Annotated in this window: 15 protein-coding genes and 1 pseudogene; 4 read left to right on the forward strand and 12 right to left on the reverse strand. The window is 67.9% G+C overall.

The window, feature by feature from the left end; all coding sequences use genetic code 11:
• Window positions 1-4 precede the first annotated feature (4 nt).
• Window positions 5-541: a M15 family metallopeptidase gene (locus tag PUT80_RS13525; protein ID WP_275292146.1), complete on the forward strand. Its 537-nt coding sequence runs from the start codon at window positions 5-7 to the stop codon at window positions 539-541.
• Here PUT80_RS13525 and PUT80_RS13530 read toward each other — a convergent pair.
• Complete coding sequence (locus PUT80_RS13530) at window positions 538-3297, reverse strand: BTAD domain-containing putative transcriptional regulator (protein ID WP_275292147.1); 2760 nt, start codon at window positions 3295-3297, stop codon at window positions 538-540. The genes PUT80_RS13525 and PUT80_RS13530 overlap by 4 nt on opposite strands.
• A 282-nt stretch (window positions 3298-3579) precedes the next feature.
• Between PUT80_RS13530 and PUT80_RS13535 the strand changes: the two genes are divergently transcribed.
• Both PUT80_RS13535 and PUT80_RS13540 read left to right on the forward strand, forming a co-directional pair.
• On the forward strand, window positions 3580-4311 hold the full coding sequence (locus tag PUT80_RS13535; RefSeq protein WP_275292148.1) for a phosphotransferase: 732 nt from the start codon (window positions 3580-3582) through the stop codon (window positions 4309-4311).
• Window positions 4312-4327: 16 nt separating this feature from the next.
• On the forward strand, window positions 4328-5497 hold the full coding sequence (locus PUT80_RS13540) for a GyrI-like domain-containing protein (RefSeq protein WP_275292149.1): 1170 nt from the start codon (window positions 4328-4330) through the stop codon (window positions 5495-5497).
• Here the strand turns inward: PUT80_RS13540 and PUT80_RS13545 are convergent.
• The 3 genes from PUT80_RS13545 to PUT80_RS13555 form a co-directional block, all read right to left on the reverse strand.
• The gene (locus PUT80_RS13545) at window positions 5457-6332 is read right to left on the reverse strand and encodes a nuclease (protein ID WP_275292150.1); all 876 of its coding nucleotides are present in this window, start codon (window positions 6330-6332) and stop codon (window positions 5457-5459) included. The two genes, PUT80_RS13540 and PUT80_RS13545, sit on opposite strands and share 41 nt — an antisense overlap.
• A gap of 117 nt (window positions 6333-6449) precedes the next feature.
• Complete coding sequence (locus tag PUT80_RS13550) at window positions 6450-6575, reverse strand: hypothetical protein (RefSeq protein ID WP_255409804.1); 126 nt, start codon at window positions 6573-6575, stop codon at window positions 6450-6452.
• Window positions 6576-6626: 51 nt separating this feature from the next.
• The gene (locus PUT80_RS13555) at window positions 6627-7022 is read right to left on the reverse strand and encodes a cupin domain-containing protein (protein ID WP_238608039.1); all 396 of its coding nucleotides are present in this window, start codon (window positions 7020-7022) and stop codon (window positions 6627-6629) included.
• Between the two features lie 62 nt (window positions 7023-7084).
• Here PUT80_RS13555 and PUT80_RS13560 point away from each other — a divergent pair, with 62 nt between their 5' ends.
• Window positions 7085-7555 carry a MarR family winged helix-turn-helix transcriptional regulator gene (locus PUT80_RS13560; protein WP_238608040.1) on the forward strand — a complete coding sequence of 157 codons (471 nt, stop codon included), beginning with the start codon at window positions 7085-7087 and terminating at the stop codon, window positions 7553-7555.
• A 232-nt stretch (window positions 7556-7787) separates the two neighbouring features.
• Here the strand turns inward: PUT80_RS13560 and PUT80_RS13565 are convergent, their stop codons facing one another.
• The 8 genes and pseudogenes from PUT80_RS13565 to PUT80_RS13600 all read right to left on the reverse strand — a co-directional run bounded on the left by PUT80_RS13565 (window position 7788) and on the right by PUT80_RS13600 (window position 15073).
• Window positions 7788-8357 carry a nucleoside-diphosphate kinase gene (locus PUT80_RS13565; protein WP_275292151.1) on the reverse strand — a complete coding sequence of 190 codons (570 nt, stop codon included), beginning with the start codon at window positions 8355-8357 and terminating at the stop codon, window positions 7788-7790.
• The gene (locus PUT80_RS13570; RefSeq protein ID WP_275292152.1) at window positions 8354-9184 is read right to left on the reverse strand and encodes a spermidine synthase; all 831 of its coding nucleotides are present in this window, start codon (window positions 9182-9184) and stop codon (window positions 8354-8356) included. Before PUT80_RS13570 ends, PUT80_RS13565 begins: the two co-directional genes overlap by 4 nt.
• Window positions 9181-9558, reverse strand: coding sequence for an adenosylmethionine decarboxylase (speD, locus tag PUT80_RS13575; RefSeq protein ID WP_275292167.1), 378 nt, complete (start codon window positions 9556-9558; stop codon window positions 9181-9183). The genes PUT80_RS13570 and speD overlap by 4 nt, the downstream gene beginning before the upstream one ends.
• A gap of 75 nt (window positions 9559-9633) precedes the next feature.
• Window positions 9634-10701 (reverse strand): annotated as a pseudogene (locus PUT80_RS13580) (type III PLP-dependent enzyme); the annotation flags it as partial.
• 528 nt (window positions 10702-11229) lie between these two features.
• A complete protein-coding gene (locus tag PUT80_RS13585) occupies window positions 11230-12420 on the reverse strand; it encodes a cytochrome P450 (RefSeq protein WP_275292153.1) in 1191 nt (396 codons plus the stop codon).
• 14 nt (window positions 12421-12434) lie between these two features.
• Complete coding sequence (locus tag PUT80_RS13590) at window positions 12435-13250, reverse strand: ABC transporter permease (RefSeq protein ID WP_043839379.1); 816 nt, start codon at window positions 13248-13250, stop codon at window positions 12435-12437.
• Complete coding sequence (locus PUT80_RS13595; protein ID WP_275292154.1) at window positions 13247-14206, reverse strand: ATP-binding cassette domain-containing protein; 960 nt, start codon at window positions 14204-14206, stop codon at window positions 13247-13249. The genes PUT80_RS13590 and PUT80_RS13595 overlap by 4 nt, the downstream gene beginning before the upstream one ends.
• Before the next feature lie 21 nt (window positions 14207-14227).
• Window positions 14228-15073 (reverse strand): DUF4097 family beta strand repeat-containing protein, encoded by an 846-nt coding sequence (locus PUT80_RS13600; RefSeq protein ID WP_037812081.1) that lies wholly within the window; start codon window positions 15071-15073, stop codon window positions 14228-14230.
• Between the last annotated feature and the right edge of the window lie 35 nt (window positions 15074-15108).

Consider the following 15108-nt stretch of genomic DNA (forward strand, 5'->3'; position numbering starts at 1 on the left):
CGCCATGACCCGCAGCGAATCAGCACGACGCCCGGCTCTCGCCGTTTTCCGGCGAACCGTCCGCCAGGTGCTTCGCCGTCGTGGCGCATTGAGCGAGGCCGACGGAGCCGTCCCGCCCGGCACCACGGTGTTCGCCGAGATTCCGGCCGTGGCCAATCTCGACCCGGTTTTCCTGGATGCGCTGCGTCGAGCGGCGAAGGACGCCGCGAACGACGGCGTCGAATTCCGCGTCAACAGCGGCTGGCGTTCCCCGGCGTATCAGAATCAGCTTCGGCACAAGGCGATCGCGAAGTACGGCTCGGAACAGGAAGCCGCCCGCTGGGTAGCCACCGCCGACCGGTCCGCGCACGTCCTGGGAAACGCGATCGACCTCGGCCCCTCCGCGGCGACGGCGTGGCTGTCGAAACACGGTGCCGCGTATGGACTGTGCCAGATCTACCGCAACGAACCGTGGCACTACGAACTGCGGCCCGAAGCCATCGACCAGGGCTGCCCGCCGATGTACGCGGACCCATCGCAAGACCCGCGATTGCAGCGTTAACCCGGATCCGCCGCGAGCCGTTCCTGCAACCGCGCGTGCCGGAACTGGTAGACCTCGCCGACCTGACGCAGCACGCCGCGGCGATGCGCGTCGTCGAGGAAACCCATCAGATCCACCGGGATTCGCTTCCGCGATGCCAGCCACAGCCGACTGAACGTGTACGCGCCCCAAGCCCGGGAGATCCACACGCTCAGCCCCACGGCCAACCCGAACATCAGCCCGGCCGCCACCGCCTGTGCCGTGCTCGACGCCCGCGAGAAGACCTGGCCGCCGATGATCACGCCAGCGATGCCGTAGGCGAGGCTTCCCGGACTCCGCACCAAAAACCGGCCCAGCAACGCCGACGCCAGCCCGCCGGCGAAGGCCAGCGCCAGGTCGTAACGGTCGTTGAAGACGCCGAGGAACCGCGTTTCCTTCGTGAAGGCGAACGCCATCCCGTAGAACAGGCCCAGCGAGACGATGAAGGACAAGGTGAACGACAACGTCGCGGCGCGGTCGTTGCGCAGGACGCTCGCCGGACTCGACACGCGGCTCGCCTCCAGCGGCGTATCCAGCCAGACGTGCACTCCGATCGCCAGCCCGAACACAAGCGCGAGCAGGGCGATCACCCCGATCGACAGCGACCAGGCCAACCCGAGGCACACCCCGATCAGCACCCCGACCGCGAACCGACGCAGGAACCGGCCCGCAGTACCGCGGAACCGCGCCTCCACCCGAAGCGGCCCCGGTCGGCTGCCGACTGTATGCGTTACACAACCTGCCACCGCGAACGACAGCCCGTAGATCGCCCCGATCACCGGACCCGCGGCGATCCAGCCGGTCAGCGCGAACAGCAACGCCGGCGGCAGCCCGAGGCACAGTCCCAGCACCAGCCTCGGCACCGCACGATCCAGCTGCCACCACGCGAGATCGCGGCTTCGGTCGCGTTCCAGCTGCCTGGCGAAGAAGCTCAGCCACCGCTGCGCCTGCTCCGCCGGGTAATCGCGCGGACGGGTCGGCCGGTCGAGCCGGGCGGGCGGGGCCGGTCGCGAGGTGTAGACCACGGGCAGGTACTCGTCCAGCAGATGTCCCTCGATCGCCGCGCGGTCGGGAAAGCGCGTCGTGTCGCAGAGTTCGCCGGGATCGGTCGACGGATGCGCGTACGCCGTCCTGGCCAGGTCGACCATCAGCGGCGTGCGAAGTGCCTGCGCCAGCGGGCTTTCCGGATGTTGCCGCAACTGCCGGACCACCGGGTCCCAGCGGGTTTCGCCGAAGCGCTGCCGGGCGGTGAGGAAGTCGATCGCGTCCTCGGTCTCGACCGGTTCGATCTCCACCACCGCCGCGCGCGACAGAAAGGTCCCGGACTGCTCCACCGCGGATTCGTACTCGGTGCTGCGGCAGGTCACCACGAGCGGACGACCGCCGGAAACGGCCTGGTCCAGCGCGTCGATCGCGGCGGTGTGCAGTCCGGGAGCCAGCTCGTCGAGACCGTCGAGCACCGGGATGACCCGGCCTTCGAGCACTAGCCGCAGCGCCGCTCCCTTGCCGTACGCGCCGGTATTGGCCAGGCCCGGATACTCCTCGACCAGCCGTCGGGCGAGCCAGCCGTGCAGGTGTTCCTCGCGCGGATTCCACGACGACAGCGGCAGCAGTACCGGCACCGGTTCGCCCGGCGGCGGGTCGGCCAGCAGCCCCAGCGTGAGCAGGATGGCCAGCACCGACTTCCCCGCGCCCGGCTCGCCGAGCACGACCAGCTGCCGCGCCGGGACCTGCCGGAACTTCGCGACGACGTCGGTGAGATCGCCGCTGAACGTCAGCCGCTCCGGGTCGCCGGGCCGGCCGAGCACCGCCGACGCGGCCGCGGCCACCGGACGCTCGGTGCTCGTCCAGGTCAGCGGCACCGGCTCCGGACGGTGCAGCGAGCGGATCTCGGTCTCGGCGGTCCACTGCCGGACGATCGCCGCCGCGAGTTCCTCGGCCGCCCGATCGAGCTGACTCGAGGGCTGCTCCGGCTGCACCTGCTCCACGACAACCGGCTCTTCGGTCTCCCCGCGCAGGATCTGCTCGTGCAACCGGCGCACCTCGGCACCGGGATCGACCCCGAGTTCCTCAGCGAGCTGCGTCCGCAACCGCTGGAACACCGCGAGCGCGTCCGCCTGCCGCCCGCTGCGGTCCAAGGCGAGCATCAGCTGCGCGTACGGCCGTTCCCGCAGCGGATGTTCCTCGACGATCTCCCCCAGCTCGTCCACGACCTCGCGGTGCTGGCCGAGCTTCAGCTGCCAGTCGATGCACAGCTCCACCGCGTTGAGCCGCTGCTCCTCCAGCCGCGCCGCCCGCCCGGCGAGCGCCGCGGCGTCCAACCCGTCCAGCACCGGACCGCGCCACAACCGCAGCGCCGACCGGATCTTCTCGACCCCGTCCGCCAGCGCTCCGCCCTCTGCCGACTGCCGAGCGGCGGCAACGGCGTCGGTGAACCGAAGCCAGTCGACTTGCAGATTGTCGACCGTGATCCGGTAGCCCGAGCCGTCGGTGACGATGAGCTTCTGCTTGGGATCGCCGAGCCGCTCGCGGAGCACGGACACACAGTTCTGGATCTGCTTCGTGGCGGTCGCGGGCGGCTCACCGTCCCACGTCGCCTCGATCAGCTTCGGCAGCGGGACGACCGAGTTGGGCGACAGCAGCAAACAGGCCAGCACGCGGCGATGGCGCGCGCCGGGCAACGTCAGCCGGTCGGTCCCGTCCTGGATTTCCAGCGCTCCGAGCACGCGAAAATCCATTCCGCGACTTCCCTCCTCCGCTCCGGGTTACGAGCATACCCGCGCAGGTCACCGGCACCGCGAAGATCGAAAGGACAGACCGGGGACAGCTTGGGGACGGCGCCGGGCAGGGTGGGAACCACGTCCGGCCCCCGAGGTGGGGACCTGGTCGCCGGCCTCCGGGCCGGCGGCGGTGGGGCCGGGCGGACAGCCTCCGCGGGAGGGGCGAGTGCTGGGGGTACTCGCCGCGGCGCGCCGGAAAATGGGGCGACGCGAGTGATCGTCTTCGTGACAATCGCGGCCATGGAGGAAGTCGAAGTCATCGTCGCCCACCACGAACGCGCGACCCTGCGCGTCGGCGACGTGTTCCTGAAGGTCGACACCGATCAGGCGCGCGCCGACGCCGAGGTCGCGGCGATGGCGCTGGCCCCGGTCCCGACGCCGGAGATCCTGTGGCGGAAGCCGCCCGTGCTAGCGCTCGCCGCCCTGCCCGGACGCGAACTGGGCCGTCCTGGCACACCGTCGACCGCGTCGCCCGAGGCCTGGGCCGCTGCCGGAGCCGCCGCCCGCAAACTGCACGAGGCGCCGCTGCCGCCGTCGCCCGGCTGGGACCCCGACGAACTCGCCGCGGAGCTCGACCGCGAATGCGCGTGGCTGATCGCGAACGACGCCCTCCCCGCCGACCTGGTCACCCGCAACCACCAGCTCGCCAAGGCTGCGCTGCGGCCGTGGACCCCGGTGTTCACCCACGGCGATCTGCAGGTCGCCCACATCTTCGTCGAGGGCGACGAGGTCACCGGCGTCCTCGACTGGTCTGAAGCCGCCCAAGGCGACGCCCTCTTCGACCTCGCTGCCCTGACCCTCGCCCACCAGGAACATCTCGCCGACGTCGTCGCCGGTTACGGCACGGACATCGACCTCGACGTGCTCCGCGCGTGGTGGTCGCTGCGCAGCCTCCGGGTGGTCCATTGGCTGCTCGGACACGGCTTCGACCCGGCACCGGAGGTCGCGGTCTTGGAGGCTCAGCTATTCTAGTACTAGAATAGCTGGCGTGCCCGCCCTCACCGACGCCGAACTGACCGTCCTCGGCCTGCTCGTCGAACAACCCCGGCACGGCTACGAACTGGAGCGGGTGATCGAGGACCGCGGCATCCGCGCCTGGACCGCGCTCGGCTTCTCCTCGATCTATTACGTCCTCGACAAGCTGGCCAAACGCGGCCTGATCGAAGCCACCGGCGGCCCGCGCTCCGGGAAATCGCGCGCGACCTTCCAAGCCACGCCGTCCGGCGTCGAACTCTGCGCGGACGCCACCCGCGAAGCACTCACCACCCTCACGCCGGTCCACGCGCGCGTCCTCATCGCGATGGCCAACAGCCCGGGCCTGCCGGACGCGGAAGTGCATTCCGGCCTGACCGCCCGGCTCGCCGCGGTACGCGCACAACTCGCCGAAGTCCGAGCGACGCGCGCCCGCCAAGAACCCCTGCCGGACGCCGCGGCGGCGATCTTCGACTACAGCGAAGCGATGCTCACGGCCGACCTCACCTGGACCGAGAGCGTCCTCGCCAAGGAGACCGCGATGGAGAAGTACGACGTCAAGAAGGCTCACCGCACGCTGTACGCGCCGCCGTCGAAGGACTTCACCGTCGTCGACGTCCCCGCGCTGCAGTACCTCGCCGTCGACGGCCACGGCGACCCGAACACCGCGCCGGAGTACACAAACGCCGTCGAAGCGCTGTACGGAATCGCGTATTCGGTGAAGTTCGCCAGCAAGAAAACCCTCGGCCGGGACGTCGTCGTCGGACCGCTCGAAGGGCTGTGGCGCGCCGACGACCCCACCGTCTTCCTCACTCGGGAAAAAGCGAAGTGGGACTGGACGATGATGATCAATCAGCCGGACTGGGTCACCGAGGAGATGGTCCGGGAAGCCGCCGAAGCCGTCGCGAAGAAGAAGGACAACCCCGCCCTCACCAGCGTTCGGCTACGCACGCTGACCGAAGGCACGAGCGTCCAGATCCTGCACCTCGGCTCGTACGACGACGAAACGCCCACGCTGCACCGACTCCACGACGAATACCTGCCCGCGCACGAGCTGACCTTCAACGGCGACCACCACGAGATTTACCTGAGCGACCCACGCCGCACCGCGCCCGAGAAGCTGAAGACCGTGCTGCGGCAGCCGGTCAAGCCTCTTCGAACACGATCTGCTCCGGCGGAGTCGTGAGCTTCAGCGTCTGCCGCCGGACGGACAGGAGCGTGTGGAGTTCCGTCGCGTGCCCGTCCGGGATGGTGAAAAGCCGGTCGTTGCGGGTGTCGATGTAATCCGCGAACCCGGCGAGCGAGACACCGTCAGTTTCGTCGAGACTCAGGTAATCGGCCAAACGGCGGAACAGTTTCGGCAAAAGCACCACATCGTCGCGCAATTGGGCGCGACTGCGCAGCCGGAACCCCTTGGTGGTGACGTCGTGCTCCCACACGCCTTTGCCCGCAGTGCGCGCCGCGACCGCCGCGTCGGACATCGCCTGCCGGAGATCCGGGTAAAGCTTGGAGTAGAACGTCGGATACGCCAGCCCGGTTTCGAGAAGACGGAAATTCGCCGACGCCTTCAGCGCTTTCGGGTCGAGGTGCACGCTCCCGCCGTCCGTGGAACGCCCCGCGCGCTGCCCGGGAAACGCGAACGCGACCGCACGGCCGTACTTGTCGGCGAACCGGGTCAGGATGTGCCCGCTCGTCTCCCCCGGCGTACTGGTGGAAACGCGGCCGCCTTCGTCGCGCTCGATCTTCGTGAAACCGAGGTACCGCAACAGTTCCGCCCCGGCGGCGTCCGCCAGTTCCTTGGGCTGACGCCACAACTCGGCCCCGGCGACCCTCGGGCGGTAATGCGTTTCGAGCGCGTCGATCCCGTCGAGGCGCAACTGCACCCCGCCGCGGGAATTGGTCCGCACTTTGAGGTTGGCGGCGGAAAACGCGTCGGCGCGGTCGGGATAGAACCGGACCGAATCCCCGTCCGGGGAGGCCCCGACGACCCGGAACTGACCTTTGATCAATGTCAACGGCACGAGAATGACGGTAACTGCCGGAAGGGCCGGCAGTTACCGTGTTTCCCGAGCCGTCACCGACCGGTCACTCGTGTTGTTACCACTTGTCACGCAGCGGATTCCTCCGTGCGTGCGGTGTTACTGGCAGGCTTCGCAGTCCGGGTCGTCGATCCGGCAGGCGGCGCCGTCGACGAGCGGGAAATCGAAGTCGTCCAGAACGGGAACGACCGCGGCGGACTCTTCTGGCGTAGTGGGAGCAGACATATCCGTTGTAGCGCCCAAGATCGCCGAACATTCCGTGACGCCCGCCACAGCTCAGGCGACCCAGCCCGGAAGAATCTTGTCCCCGTCCGCCGTCGCACAGGCCGGCACCACACCCGTCCGATACACCCGCGTGCTCCCCGGCGCACACGCGATCGCCACCATGCCGCTCCGCGCGTCCGCCCGCACCTGCCGCTCCGCGTCCGCGGGCAGCACCACCGTCTCCCCCTCCTGCACCGCCTCAACGACACCGCCCACGGTGATCTCCGCCGCGCCGCCGAGGATCGTCCACACCTGCTCGGTGTCGAACGCGTGCACCGGCCCGACCGCGCCGGGCGCCATCTCGACTCTCCAGACCGCCTGCTGACTGCCGCCCTGCGTCGGCGAAGCCAACGTCGTCATCACCGCGTTGGGCGTCTCGGTCCGACGGCTGTCCCGGATCACTGTCATGCTGCTCTCCCCGTTAAGATAGACAATCAGGTTGTCCATATAGTCAACGAGGTTGTCTACCTATGTCAAGCGATCCACCCGGATACGAGCTGCCGCTGCGCCTGCTGTTCGCCTTCCGCAGCCTGATCGACGACCTGCACGCCGAGCTGGCGAAGCAGGGCCACCCCGGCCTGCGCCCGATGCACGGCTTCGTCTTCCAGGCAATCGGCCCGTCCGGGACCACCGCCGTGGAACTGGGCCGCACGCTCGGGGTCACCAAGCAGGCCGCGGGCAAGACGATCGACACCCTGGAGCGGCTCGGATACGTCCACCGAGAACGCGACCCCGAGGACGGCCGCCGCATGCTGGTGCGCCTGACCGACCACGGTCTCGACTGCCTGACCAAGTCCGCACAGATCTTCGACCAGCTGCGGGCTGAGTGGGCTGAGACCTTGGGAGCCGGGCGGCTGCGGTCGATGGAGGAGGATCTGCGGAAGGTCGCTTCGCCGGAGTCGGCAAGGCTGGATCTGCCGGGGTGGTTCTCCGGGCATTGATCACGTGTCGTGCGTGTCGATGACCAGCCTCTCGAGCTGCGAAACGAAGATGCGGTGCTCAGCAAGCACAGCCTGTTCCGGCGGCACTCCGGCTAGTTCTCCGAGGCCGAGAGTGGTGAGCCGCCGCTGGATCGCCGGATTCGCCCGCTCCGCTGCCCGCTGACGTTCGCTACTGGTCCGACACTCAGCGATCTGGTGATGCTCGTCTTCCAGGGCGGCTCGGAGGCCCGCATCAGCAGGCGCGAACTGCTGCGCGATCCGCCGCCGGATGCGATTGACCGCCGCGGGGTAGGAAATCGCCTCCCAGCCGTGGGTCGCGGGAAGCGCGCACCGCCGCCGCCCCGCGCAGCACGCCGGACACCGCCTCCGCACGGTACCGCTCAGCAGTCTCCGGACCGACCAAAATGGACAGTTCACGCAGCGCATTGGCTGGATCGTCCGGGCAGTGCAGGAGATTGAGGATGACGTTCTCCCCGAGGTACCGCACTGTCCCCGGCTCCGCAGCGTCCGGCCGGGTCGCGCCCTTGCAGCGCGTCAACGTCGCGCAAGCGTCCCCGTCGGCACGATGCAGCAGGAGCAAACACGCCGCTCCGGAGCCGTAAAGCTGCGCGAACGGGTCGTTCTCCAGATCAACCGCTTCCGACGCCCGGTACACCCGCATCATCGACGGCAGATCCAGCTGAAGCACCCGACCCGTCACCACGACGAAGCCATTGCGCTGCACCAGATCCACAATGGAATCGAACGCGTCACTGACTACTCCGTCCGGAGTGATCAGCGCGAACGTCCACACATCCGTCACCGGCGAAGGCTGATCGGCGGAACCGTCGCCCCGCGCAACGTCAGCTCGTCGACCGACACCGGCCGGTACGGCAGCGTCTCCAACCGCGCCACCATGGTCTCCAGCGGCGCTTCCACGTCCGTCCCGAAGAAAAACGCCCATTCGTGCTCCGGTGACCCGAAGTAAACCGGCGTCGGGAAGACCTCCTCGAACCGGCGCCAGCATTTCACCAAGGTGGAGTTCCGCCACAACGTCGGGCACCCGCCCTGGTACGCGACCACCCCGCCAGGCGTCAGCAACGACCGGCACTGCTCCAGGAACTCCTTGCCGTACAACCGATTGTGCTGAGCATCGGTGCCGTCCTGCTCATCCGGAAGATCGACCAGCACGACGTCGTACTTCTCCGCACAGGTGTGGACGTACTCCCACCCATCGACGTAATGCACCCGAACCGGCCCCTCGCCGCGCTCCGCCCGAGCGAGCTCAGCCGACGTGTATCCATACGGAAGATGCTCCGCACACAGCCGAACCGCCTCGGCGTCGATGTCCACGTGATCGACCGACGCCCCCGCCTCGGCCGCGATCTGGCACACCACGCCTTCACTGGACCCGACCACCAAGACCCGGTCCACAGTGGACGCCAGCAGCAACGCCGGAACCAGCAGCGCCTCGTGATATACCAGCTGACTGAACTCGGTGCTCTGCCGCTCGTCGTCGCAGAACAGCGAAATCCCCTGCGCTGTCTTGCCGATCACCAGGTGCTGATAGGCAGTCCGCGTGTCGACCAGCACGTCCGAGACGTGCCACGTCCGGGTCAGTCCCGCACCGACTGGTTCCTCGATGTTCAACTGTCTTCCTGTCCTCTGTGGATAGTGGTGACCCGCGAAACGCTCGCGCCGAGCAAGTCCCGCAACAACTGAACCGCCTGCTCCGGATCCGCCTTGTGCCCGCACGTGAACACATCCACGAACGCCGACCCGCGCTCCGGATACGTGTGGATCGAAGCGTGCGACTCCGACAGCAACGCCATCGCCGTCACCCCGTGCGGTTCGAACTGCTTGTACGTCAGCTCGCACACCGTCGCGCCGGCCTTGTCCAGCACTCGTTCCAAGCTCTCGCACAGAAACGCCGGATCGTCGAGCAACTCCGCGGACACCCCGGAGAACTCAGCCAGCACATGCCGTCCAGCGAATTCCCCGACCCCGCCGGTCTCCCCGCCGATGAAGTACGACCGCAGCGGCGGAAACCCGTTGAACGACACCGAAGAATAGCTTTGCGTGTACGCTCCAGCGTCCGGAATATCGACGTAATCCCCAGCCCGCAACGCCAACGGCAACCGATACGGCGTGCGCTGATAAAGCACGTCGTCCCCGTCGCACGTCGGCCCCGCAACCACAACGGACCCATCCGGACCGCCGTCATGCGCGGTGACCAACCGGTACGCGATCGCCTCGTTCTCCGTCTCGGCCAGCCCGCCGTACCGGCCGATGTCGAGATACACCCAACGCTTCTCGTCCGCCGCGGACTTGCGCGACACCAGCACGACCTCGCTGCGAATCACCCCAGCCGACGCCACCACCGCCCGCCCCGGCTCGAACGACAACTCAGGCGCCACCGCGAAATGCCGCCCCACCGCATCGCGAATAACCGCCGCGTACTCCTCCAACGAAGGCGGCTCAGCCCGATAGCCAACGGGTAACCCACCGCCGATATTCAACCCCCGCAAGGAAACCCCGCGCTCCGCAACCGCACGAGTCACCTCGCCCGCGGCAGCGATCCCGACTTCCCAAGCCCGCGGATCGACATGCTGCGACCCAACGTGAAACGCGACCCCCTCCGGATCCAGCCCCAGCCCCGCCGCCCGAACCAGCAGGTCGACCGCCATCTCGGGAGCACAGCCGAACTTGCGCCCGAACGGCGTCTGCGATCCAGGACTGTCCACCAGAATCCGGCACGAGACCGTCGCCCCCGGCGCGAACTCCGCGATCTTCTCCAGGTCCTCGAGGCTGTCGAAGGTAAACCGCCGCACCCCCACGCGATGCGCGAACTCGATGTCTCGAGCCTTCTTCACCGTGTTGCCGTAAGACAGCAACTCGGGCCGCACCCCTTGCGCGAGACACAACTCGATCTCCTCGCGCCCCGCGACATCGAACCCAGCGCCCGTTTGCCGAAGAACCCGCACGACCTCCGGCGCCGGATTAGCCTTGACCGCGTAGTACATCCGCGCTTCCGGCAGCACCCGCCCAAGCCGCTCGCAGTTCCCGCGCACCACGTCAAGGTCCACGACCAGACACGGCGTCGACGGCTGCCGCTCCTCCAGGAACGCCCGGCAACGCTCCAGCACCTGCGAGAACCCTTCAGTCACAACGCCCGAGTATAGGTGCCAGCTTCACCGAAGCAGCTCCGCGAGCCTGCGCCGCGCGAACCCTACGAACGGTACACAGTCCATTACTTGACACTCCGCGCTTCCGATCTTCCCCCGCCGGACGCCGCCCGTCGCCTCGAATTCCGCCCCGACCTGAGGAAAGAAGCGCCCGTTGTCGTCCCCGAGCAGCCGACCCGCACACGCGAGCGATGCCTACGCGCGTAGCCCGCCGTCCTGCACGCCCCTGCGAATGTCCGTGAGGGGACCCCTGAGGGAATCTGATTCCCTCAGGGACCCCCTCACGACACCTCGGTCGCGCCAAGGCCATCCCGTCCCCCGCAACTCACCAAGACGACCACTCCACCCCCATCCCCTCGCCCCCGCCGCAGTTAGCACTGGCTCGGCGCTGTCAAGGGTGGCCGCGCCAGCGGTCATCGCGAAGCGACGCCGAAGGCGCCCTTGATAGCGCCGAGCCAGTGTTAAACAATCAAAAGCGAGGGAGCCAACGCAACCACGACCGACCCGAACTCACCAGGCGACCGGCAACCGCGAAACCCCGTAAATATTCTGCAACTCAGGCCGCAAAACAACCTCCCCCGCCACCCGCAGCTCAGGAAACCGCCGCACCAGAGCAGGCAACGCCACAGTCATCTCCACGCGAGCCAACTGCTGCCCCAAACACTGATGAATCCCATGCCCGAACCCGACATGCCCCACCGCGCCCCGCCGCACATCGAGCTTATCCGGCCGCTCGAACTTCAGCGGATCCCGATTAGCCGCCTGCACCGACAGCACCACAGACTCCCCAGCCCGGATAACCTGCCCGCCGACCTCGACATCCTCCAGCGCACTCCGCACCCCGGTATGCGCGATGGACAGATACCGCATCAACTCCTCAACCGCCCCGCCAGCAGCCTCCGGCTCATCCCGCACCGCCGCCCACTGCTCCGGATGGCGAAGCAACGCATAAGTCCCCAACGCCAGCATGTTCGCCGTGGTATCCAGGCCTGCCGCCAGCAGGAACGTCCCCAGCCCAGCCAATTCCTCGTCAGTCAGATCGCTGCCGGTCAGGTCGCTGAACAAATCGTCCGTGGGCGCGGCCCGCTTAGCCGGTACCAGCGAAGCCACATACTCCTGCAGCTGTCCATAAGCAGTCATCCTCTCCGCTTCGGAAAGATCAACATCACTGATCGCCGCGGCATACCCCAGAAACGAAGCCCGATCCGAATAAGGCACCCCGAGCAGTTCGCAAATCATCACCGCAGGAACCGGATATGCATAAGCTTCGAGCAGATCGACCCCTGGCCCGGCCTTCTCCATCGCGTCCAGATACTCGTCAGCGACCTCGGCCACCCGGTCGCTGAGCAACCGCATCCGCCGCACCGTGAACTTGCCCGTCAGCAGTTTCCGGAACCGCGTGTGCTCCGGCGCGTCGAGCCCCGTCATGTCCCCCACCGGAGCCGGTGGCAATTCCGGGAACTGCTCCATCCCGGGAAACGGGTAGTGCCACAGTTCGTACCGACTGCTGAACCGCTGGTCCGCCAGGATCGCCCGGACCTCCGCGTGTCCGGTGGCCAGCCAGCCGACGTGCCCGTCCGGGAACGCCATCCGCGCCAGCGGAGCCCGGTCCCGCACCGCGGTCAGCGACGGCGGAGGATCGAACGGACATCCCCGCGCCCGCCCCATCGGAACCCCTTGCACGATCTCTTCGCCAGTCATCCCCCATGCCCCCTTCAGTGTGCGTATTCGCGATTGAAAAGCTTCTTGGACCAGAGATAGCCGCCGATGCCCATCACGGCGCACCAGCCGAGCGCGAACCACAGGTGGTTGCCCAGCGGCTTGTCGAGCAGCAGCGCACGCAGGGTCTCGATGATCGGCGTGAACGGCTGGTACTCGGCGAACCACCGCAGCGCACCCGGCATCGAGTCGGTCGGCACGAAGCCGCTGCCGAGGAAAGGCAGGAGCAGCAACGGCATCGGCGTGTTGCTCGCCGATTCGACGCTCTTGCTCACCTGTCCAAGCGCGACGCACAGCCACACCAGCGCAAGCGCCACCACCACCAGGAATCCGACCGCCGCGAACCACGAACCAACTCCGGCGGCGGGCCGGAACCCGACCAGCAGCGCGACCCCGGTGACCACCACGAGCCCGAACAACGCTTGCAGCACACTGCCGAGCACATGCCCGGTCAGCACCGAAACCCGCGCGATGTGCATGGTCCGGAACCGGGCGATGACCCCCTCGGTCAGGTCCATCGCCACCGAAATCGCCGTTCCCTGCACGGTGGCGGTAATGGTCATCAGCAGAATCGTCGGCGCGACGAAGTTGGCGTACTCGGCTCTGCCTCCGCCCGCCCCGCCTAACCCGGCGCCTAGGGTGCCGCCGAAAACGTAGACGAACAGCAGCAGGAACACGACCGGCATGCCGACCAGCATGATCGTCAGCGACGGATATCGGAGCATGTGCTTCAGATTCCGGCGCAGCATGGTCAGCGAATCGCGCACCGGGTGGAACCGCAGATCCGGGCCGGCGAGAACGGGAGCAGTCATCGGGAAGTCACCTTTTCGTCAGTGGGGTTGCCAGTCAGGGCAAGGAAAACGTCGTCGAGATCAGGGGTGTGCACGGACAGTTCGCCGACCTTCACTGGCAACGCGTCGAGCCGGTCGATCAACGCCTTGAGCGACTGCAGGCTCCCGTCGCTGGGCACGCGCAGCACCAGCGCGTCGTGCTGCCGCGACGCCTCGCTCAGCGCACGCTGCGCCTCCGCGAGGTCCGCCTCTTCCTCGAAGCGCAATTGAACGTGTCCGCCGGGAATCTGGCGCTTCAACTCTTCCGCCGTGCCCTCAGCGACAATCCGCCCGTGGTCGAGCACCGCGATCCGGTCCGCCAGTTCGTCGGCCTCTTCGAGGTATTGCGTGGTAAGGAAAATCGTGACCCCGTCGGCCACCAGTTTGCGCACGATCTCCCACATCGCCCGGCGGCTGCGCGGGTCGAGGCCAGTGGTCGGCTCGTCGAGGAAGATCACTTGCGGGCTGCCGACCAGCGTCAGCGCCAGGTCGAGCCTGCGCCGCATGCCGCCGGAGTACGTCGACACCGGCTTCTTCGCCGCTTCGACGAGATCGAACTGTTCGAGCAGCTCCGCCGTGCGCTGCCGCCGGGCGGTCCGGTCGAGGTGGTGCAGATCCGCCATCAGCAGCAGGTTTTCCTCGCCGGTCAGCAGATTGTCGACGGCGGAGAACTGCCCGGTGACCCCGATCGAAGCCCGCACCCCGTCGGCTTCCGCGAGGAGGTCGTACCCGGCGACCTGCGCCGCGCCGGCGTCGGCATTGATCAAAGTGGACAGAATCTTCACCGTGGTGGTCTTGCCCGCGCCGTTCGCGCCGAGCAGCGAGAAGACCGTGCCGCGGGCGACGGTGAGGTCGATGCCGTCGAGCACGACGTGGTCGCCGAAGGATTTGCGGAGTCCGGTCGCGGCGATCGCGGGCCGGGAATGGTTGCTGGACATAGGTTTCCCCTCAGATGTGAGTCAGGAGCGGTGGATGACGATTTCGCCGAACGCCGTGTGCCCGCGGACCTCGACGGTCTCCTTGGACTCGCCCGCGCCGGCCGACGTCTCCAGCTGGTTGCGCACGTGGCCGAAGTTGGTCTTCACGTCGAGCCAGGCCGCGGTGCCCTCGGCGATGCCGATACGCAGGTCGCCGATCGCGCTCTCGAGCAGGACCGAACCGCGGACGACCTCGCCGAGCCGGATCGCCCCGTTGGACGTCTTCGCGTCGACCCCGGAACCAGCGTGCTCGACGGTGATGTCGCCATTGGCCGCGCGCACCCGGACCTCGGCGCCGGCGGACTCGATCGTGGTTTCGCCGTTGGAGTTCTTGACCGCCACGGTCCCGTCGATCTGCCCGAGCCGAACCTTCCCGGACGACGTGGAGACCTCGGCGTCGCCCGCGACCCCTTCGACCGTCACGTGCCCGACCGAGGTGTCGACGCGCAGCGGACCAGTGCGGTCGAGGCTGACGTTCCCGGCCGCGGTCTTGAACCGCGACTGTCCGAGCTGCCCGGTGCCCTGGAACGCACCCGCCTGCACCTCGGCGGTGACCCGCGAGCCGGTGGGCAGTTCGACCGTCACGTCGACCGAGCGGGTCTTGCGGGAGAAGTCGAACGCCCGCATCTTCGGGCCGGTGATGTGCAGCGTGCCGTTGCTGTAGTCGACGCGGACCTGCTTCGCGGTCTTCACGTCGGACGAGTCCGCCTCGTCGGTCGGCCGGACCTCGACGACCGTGTCGGCACGGTCGCTCGCGGCGAACCGGACCTGGCCGACGCCCAGGTCGAGGGTGACGGAAATCGGGTCGGGCGTGTCGAATTTAGGCATGGTTGTCCCCACATTTCGGATAGGTGTGCCGTCTC

The sequence above is a fragment of the Amycolatopsis sp. La24 genome (genome assembly GCF_029087445.1).
GTDB classification, from domain to species: Bacteria; Actinomycetota; Actinomycetes; order Mycobacteriales; family Pseudonocardiaceae; genus Amycolatopsis; species Amycolatopsis nivea.

Coding starts and splice junctions, on each gene's coding strand:
- PUT80_RS13525 (WP_275292146.1), top strand. CDS start 5: ATGACCCGCAGCGAATCAGCACGACGCCCGGCTCTCGCCGTTTTCCGG.
- PUT80_RS13530 (WP_275292147.1), bottom strand. CDS start 3,297: ATGGATTTTCGCGTGCTCGGAGCGCTGGAAATCCAGGACGGGACCGAC.
- PUT80_RS13535 (WP_275292148.1), top strand. CDS start 3,580: ATGGAGGAAGTCGAAGTCATCGTCGCCCACCACGAACGCGCGACCCTG.
- PUT80_RS13550 (WP_255409804.1), bottom strand. CDS start 6,575: ATGTCTGCTCCCACTACGCCAGAAGAGTCCGCCGCGGTCGTTCCCGTT.
- PUT80_RS13555 (WP_238608039.1), bottom strand. CDS start 7,022: ATGACAGTGATCCGGGACAGCCGTCGGACCGAGACGCCCAACGCGGTG.
- PUT80_RS13560 (WP_238608040.1), top strand. CDS start 7,085: ATGTCAAGCGATCCACCCGGATACGAGCTGCCGCTGCGCCTGCTGTTC.
- PUT80_RS13585 (WP_275292153.1), bottom strand. CDS start 12,420: ATGACTGGCGAAGAGATCGTGCAAGGGGTTCCGATGGGGCGGGCGCGG.
- PUT80_RS13590 (WP_043839379.1), bottom strand. CDS start 13,250: ATGACTGCTCCCGTTCTCGCCGGCCCGGATCTGCGGTTCCACCCGGTG.
- PUT80_RS13595 (WP_275292154.1), bottom strand. CDS start 14,206: ATGTCCAGCAACCATTCCCGGCCCGCGATCGCCGCGACCGGACTCCGC.
- PUT80_RS13600 (WP_037812081.1), bottom strand. CDS start 15,073: ATGCCTAAATTCGACACGCCCGACCCGATTTCCGTCACCCTCGACCTG.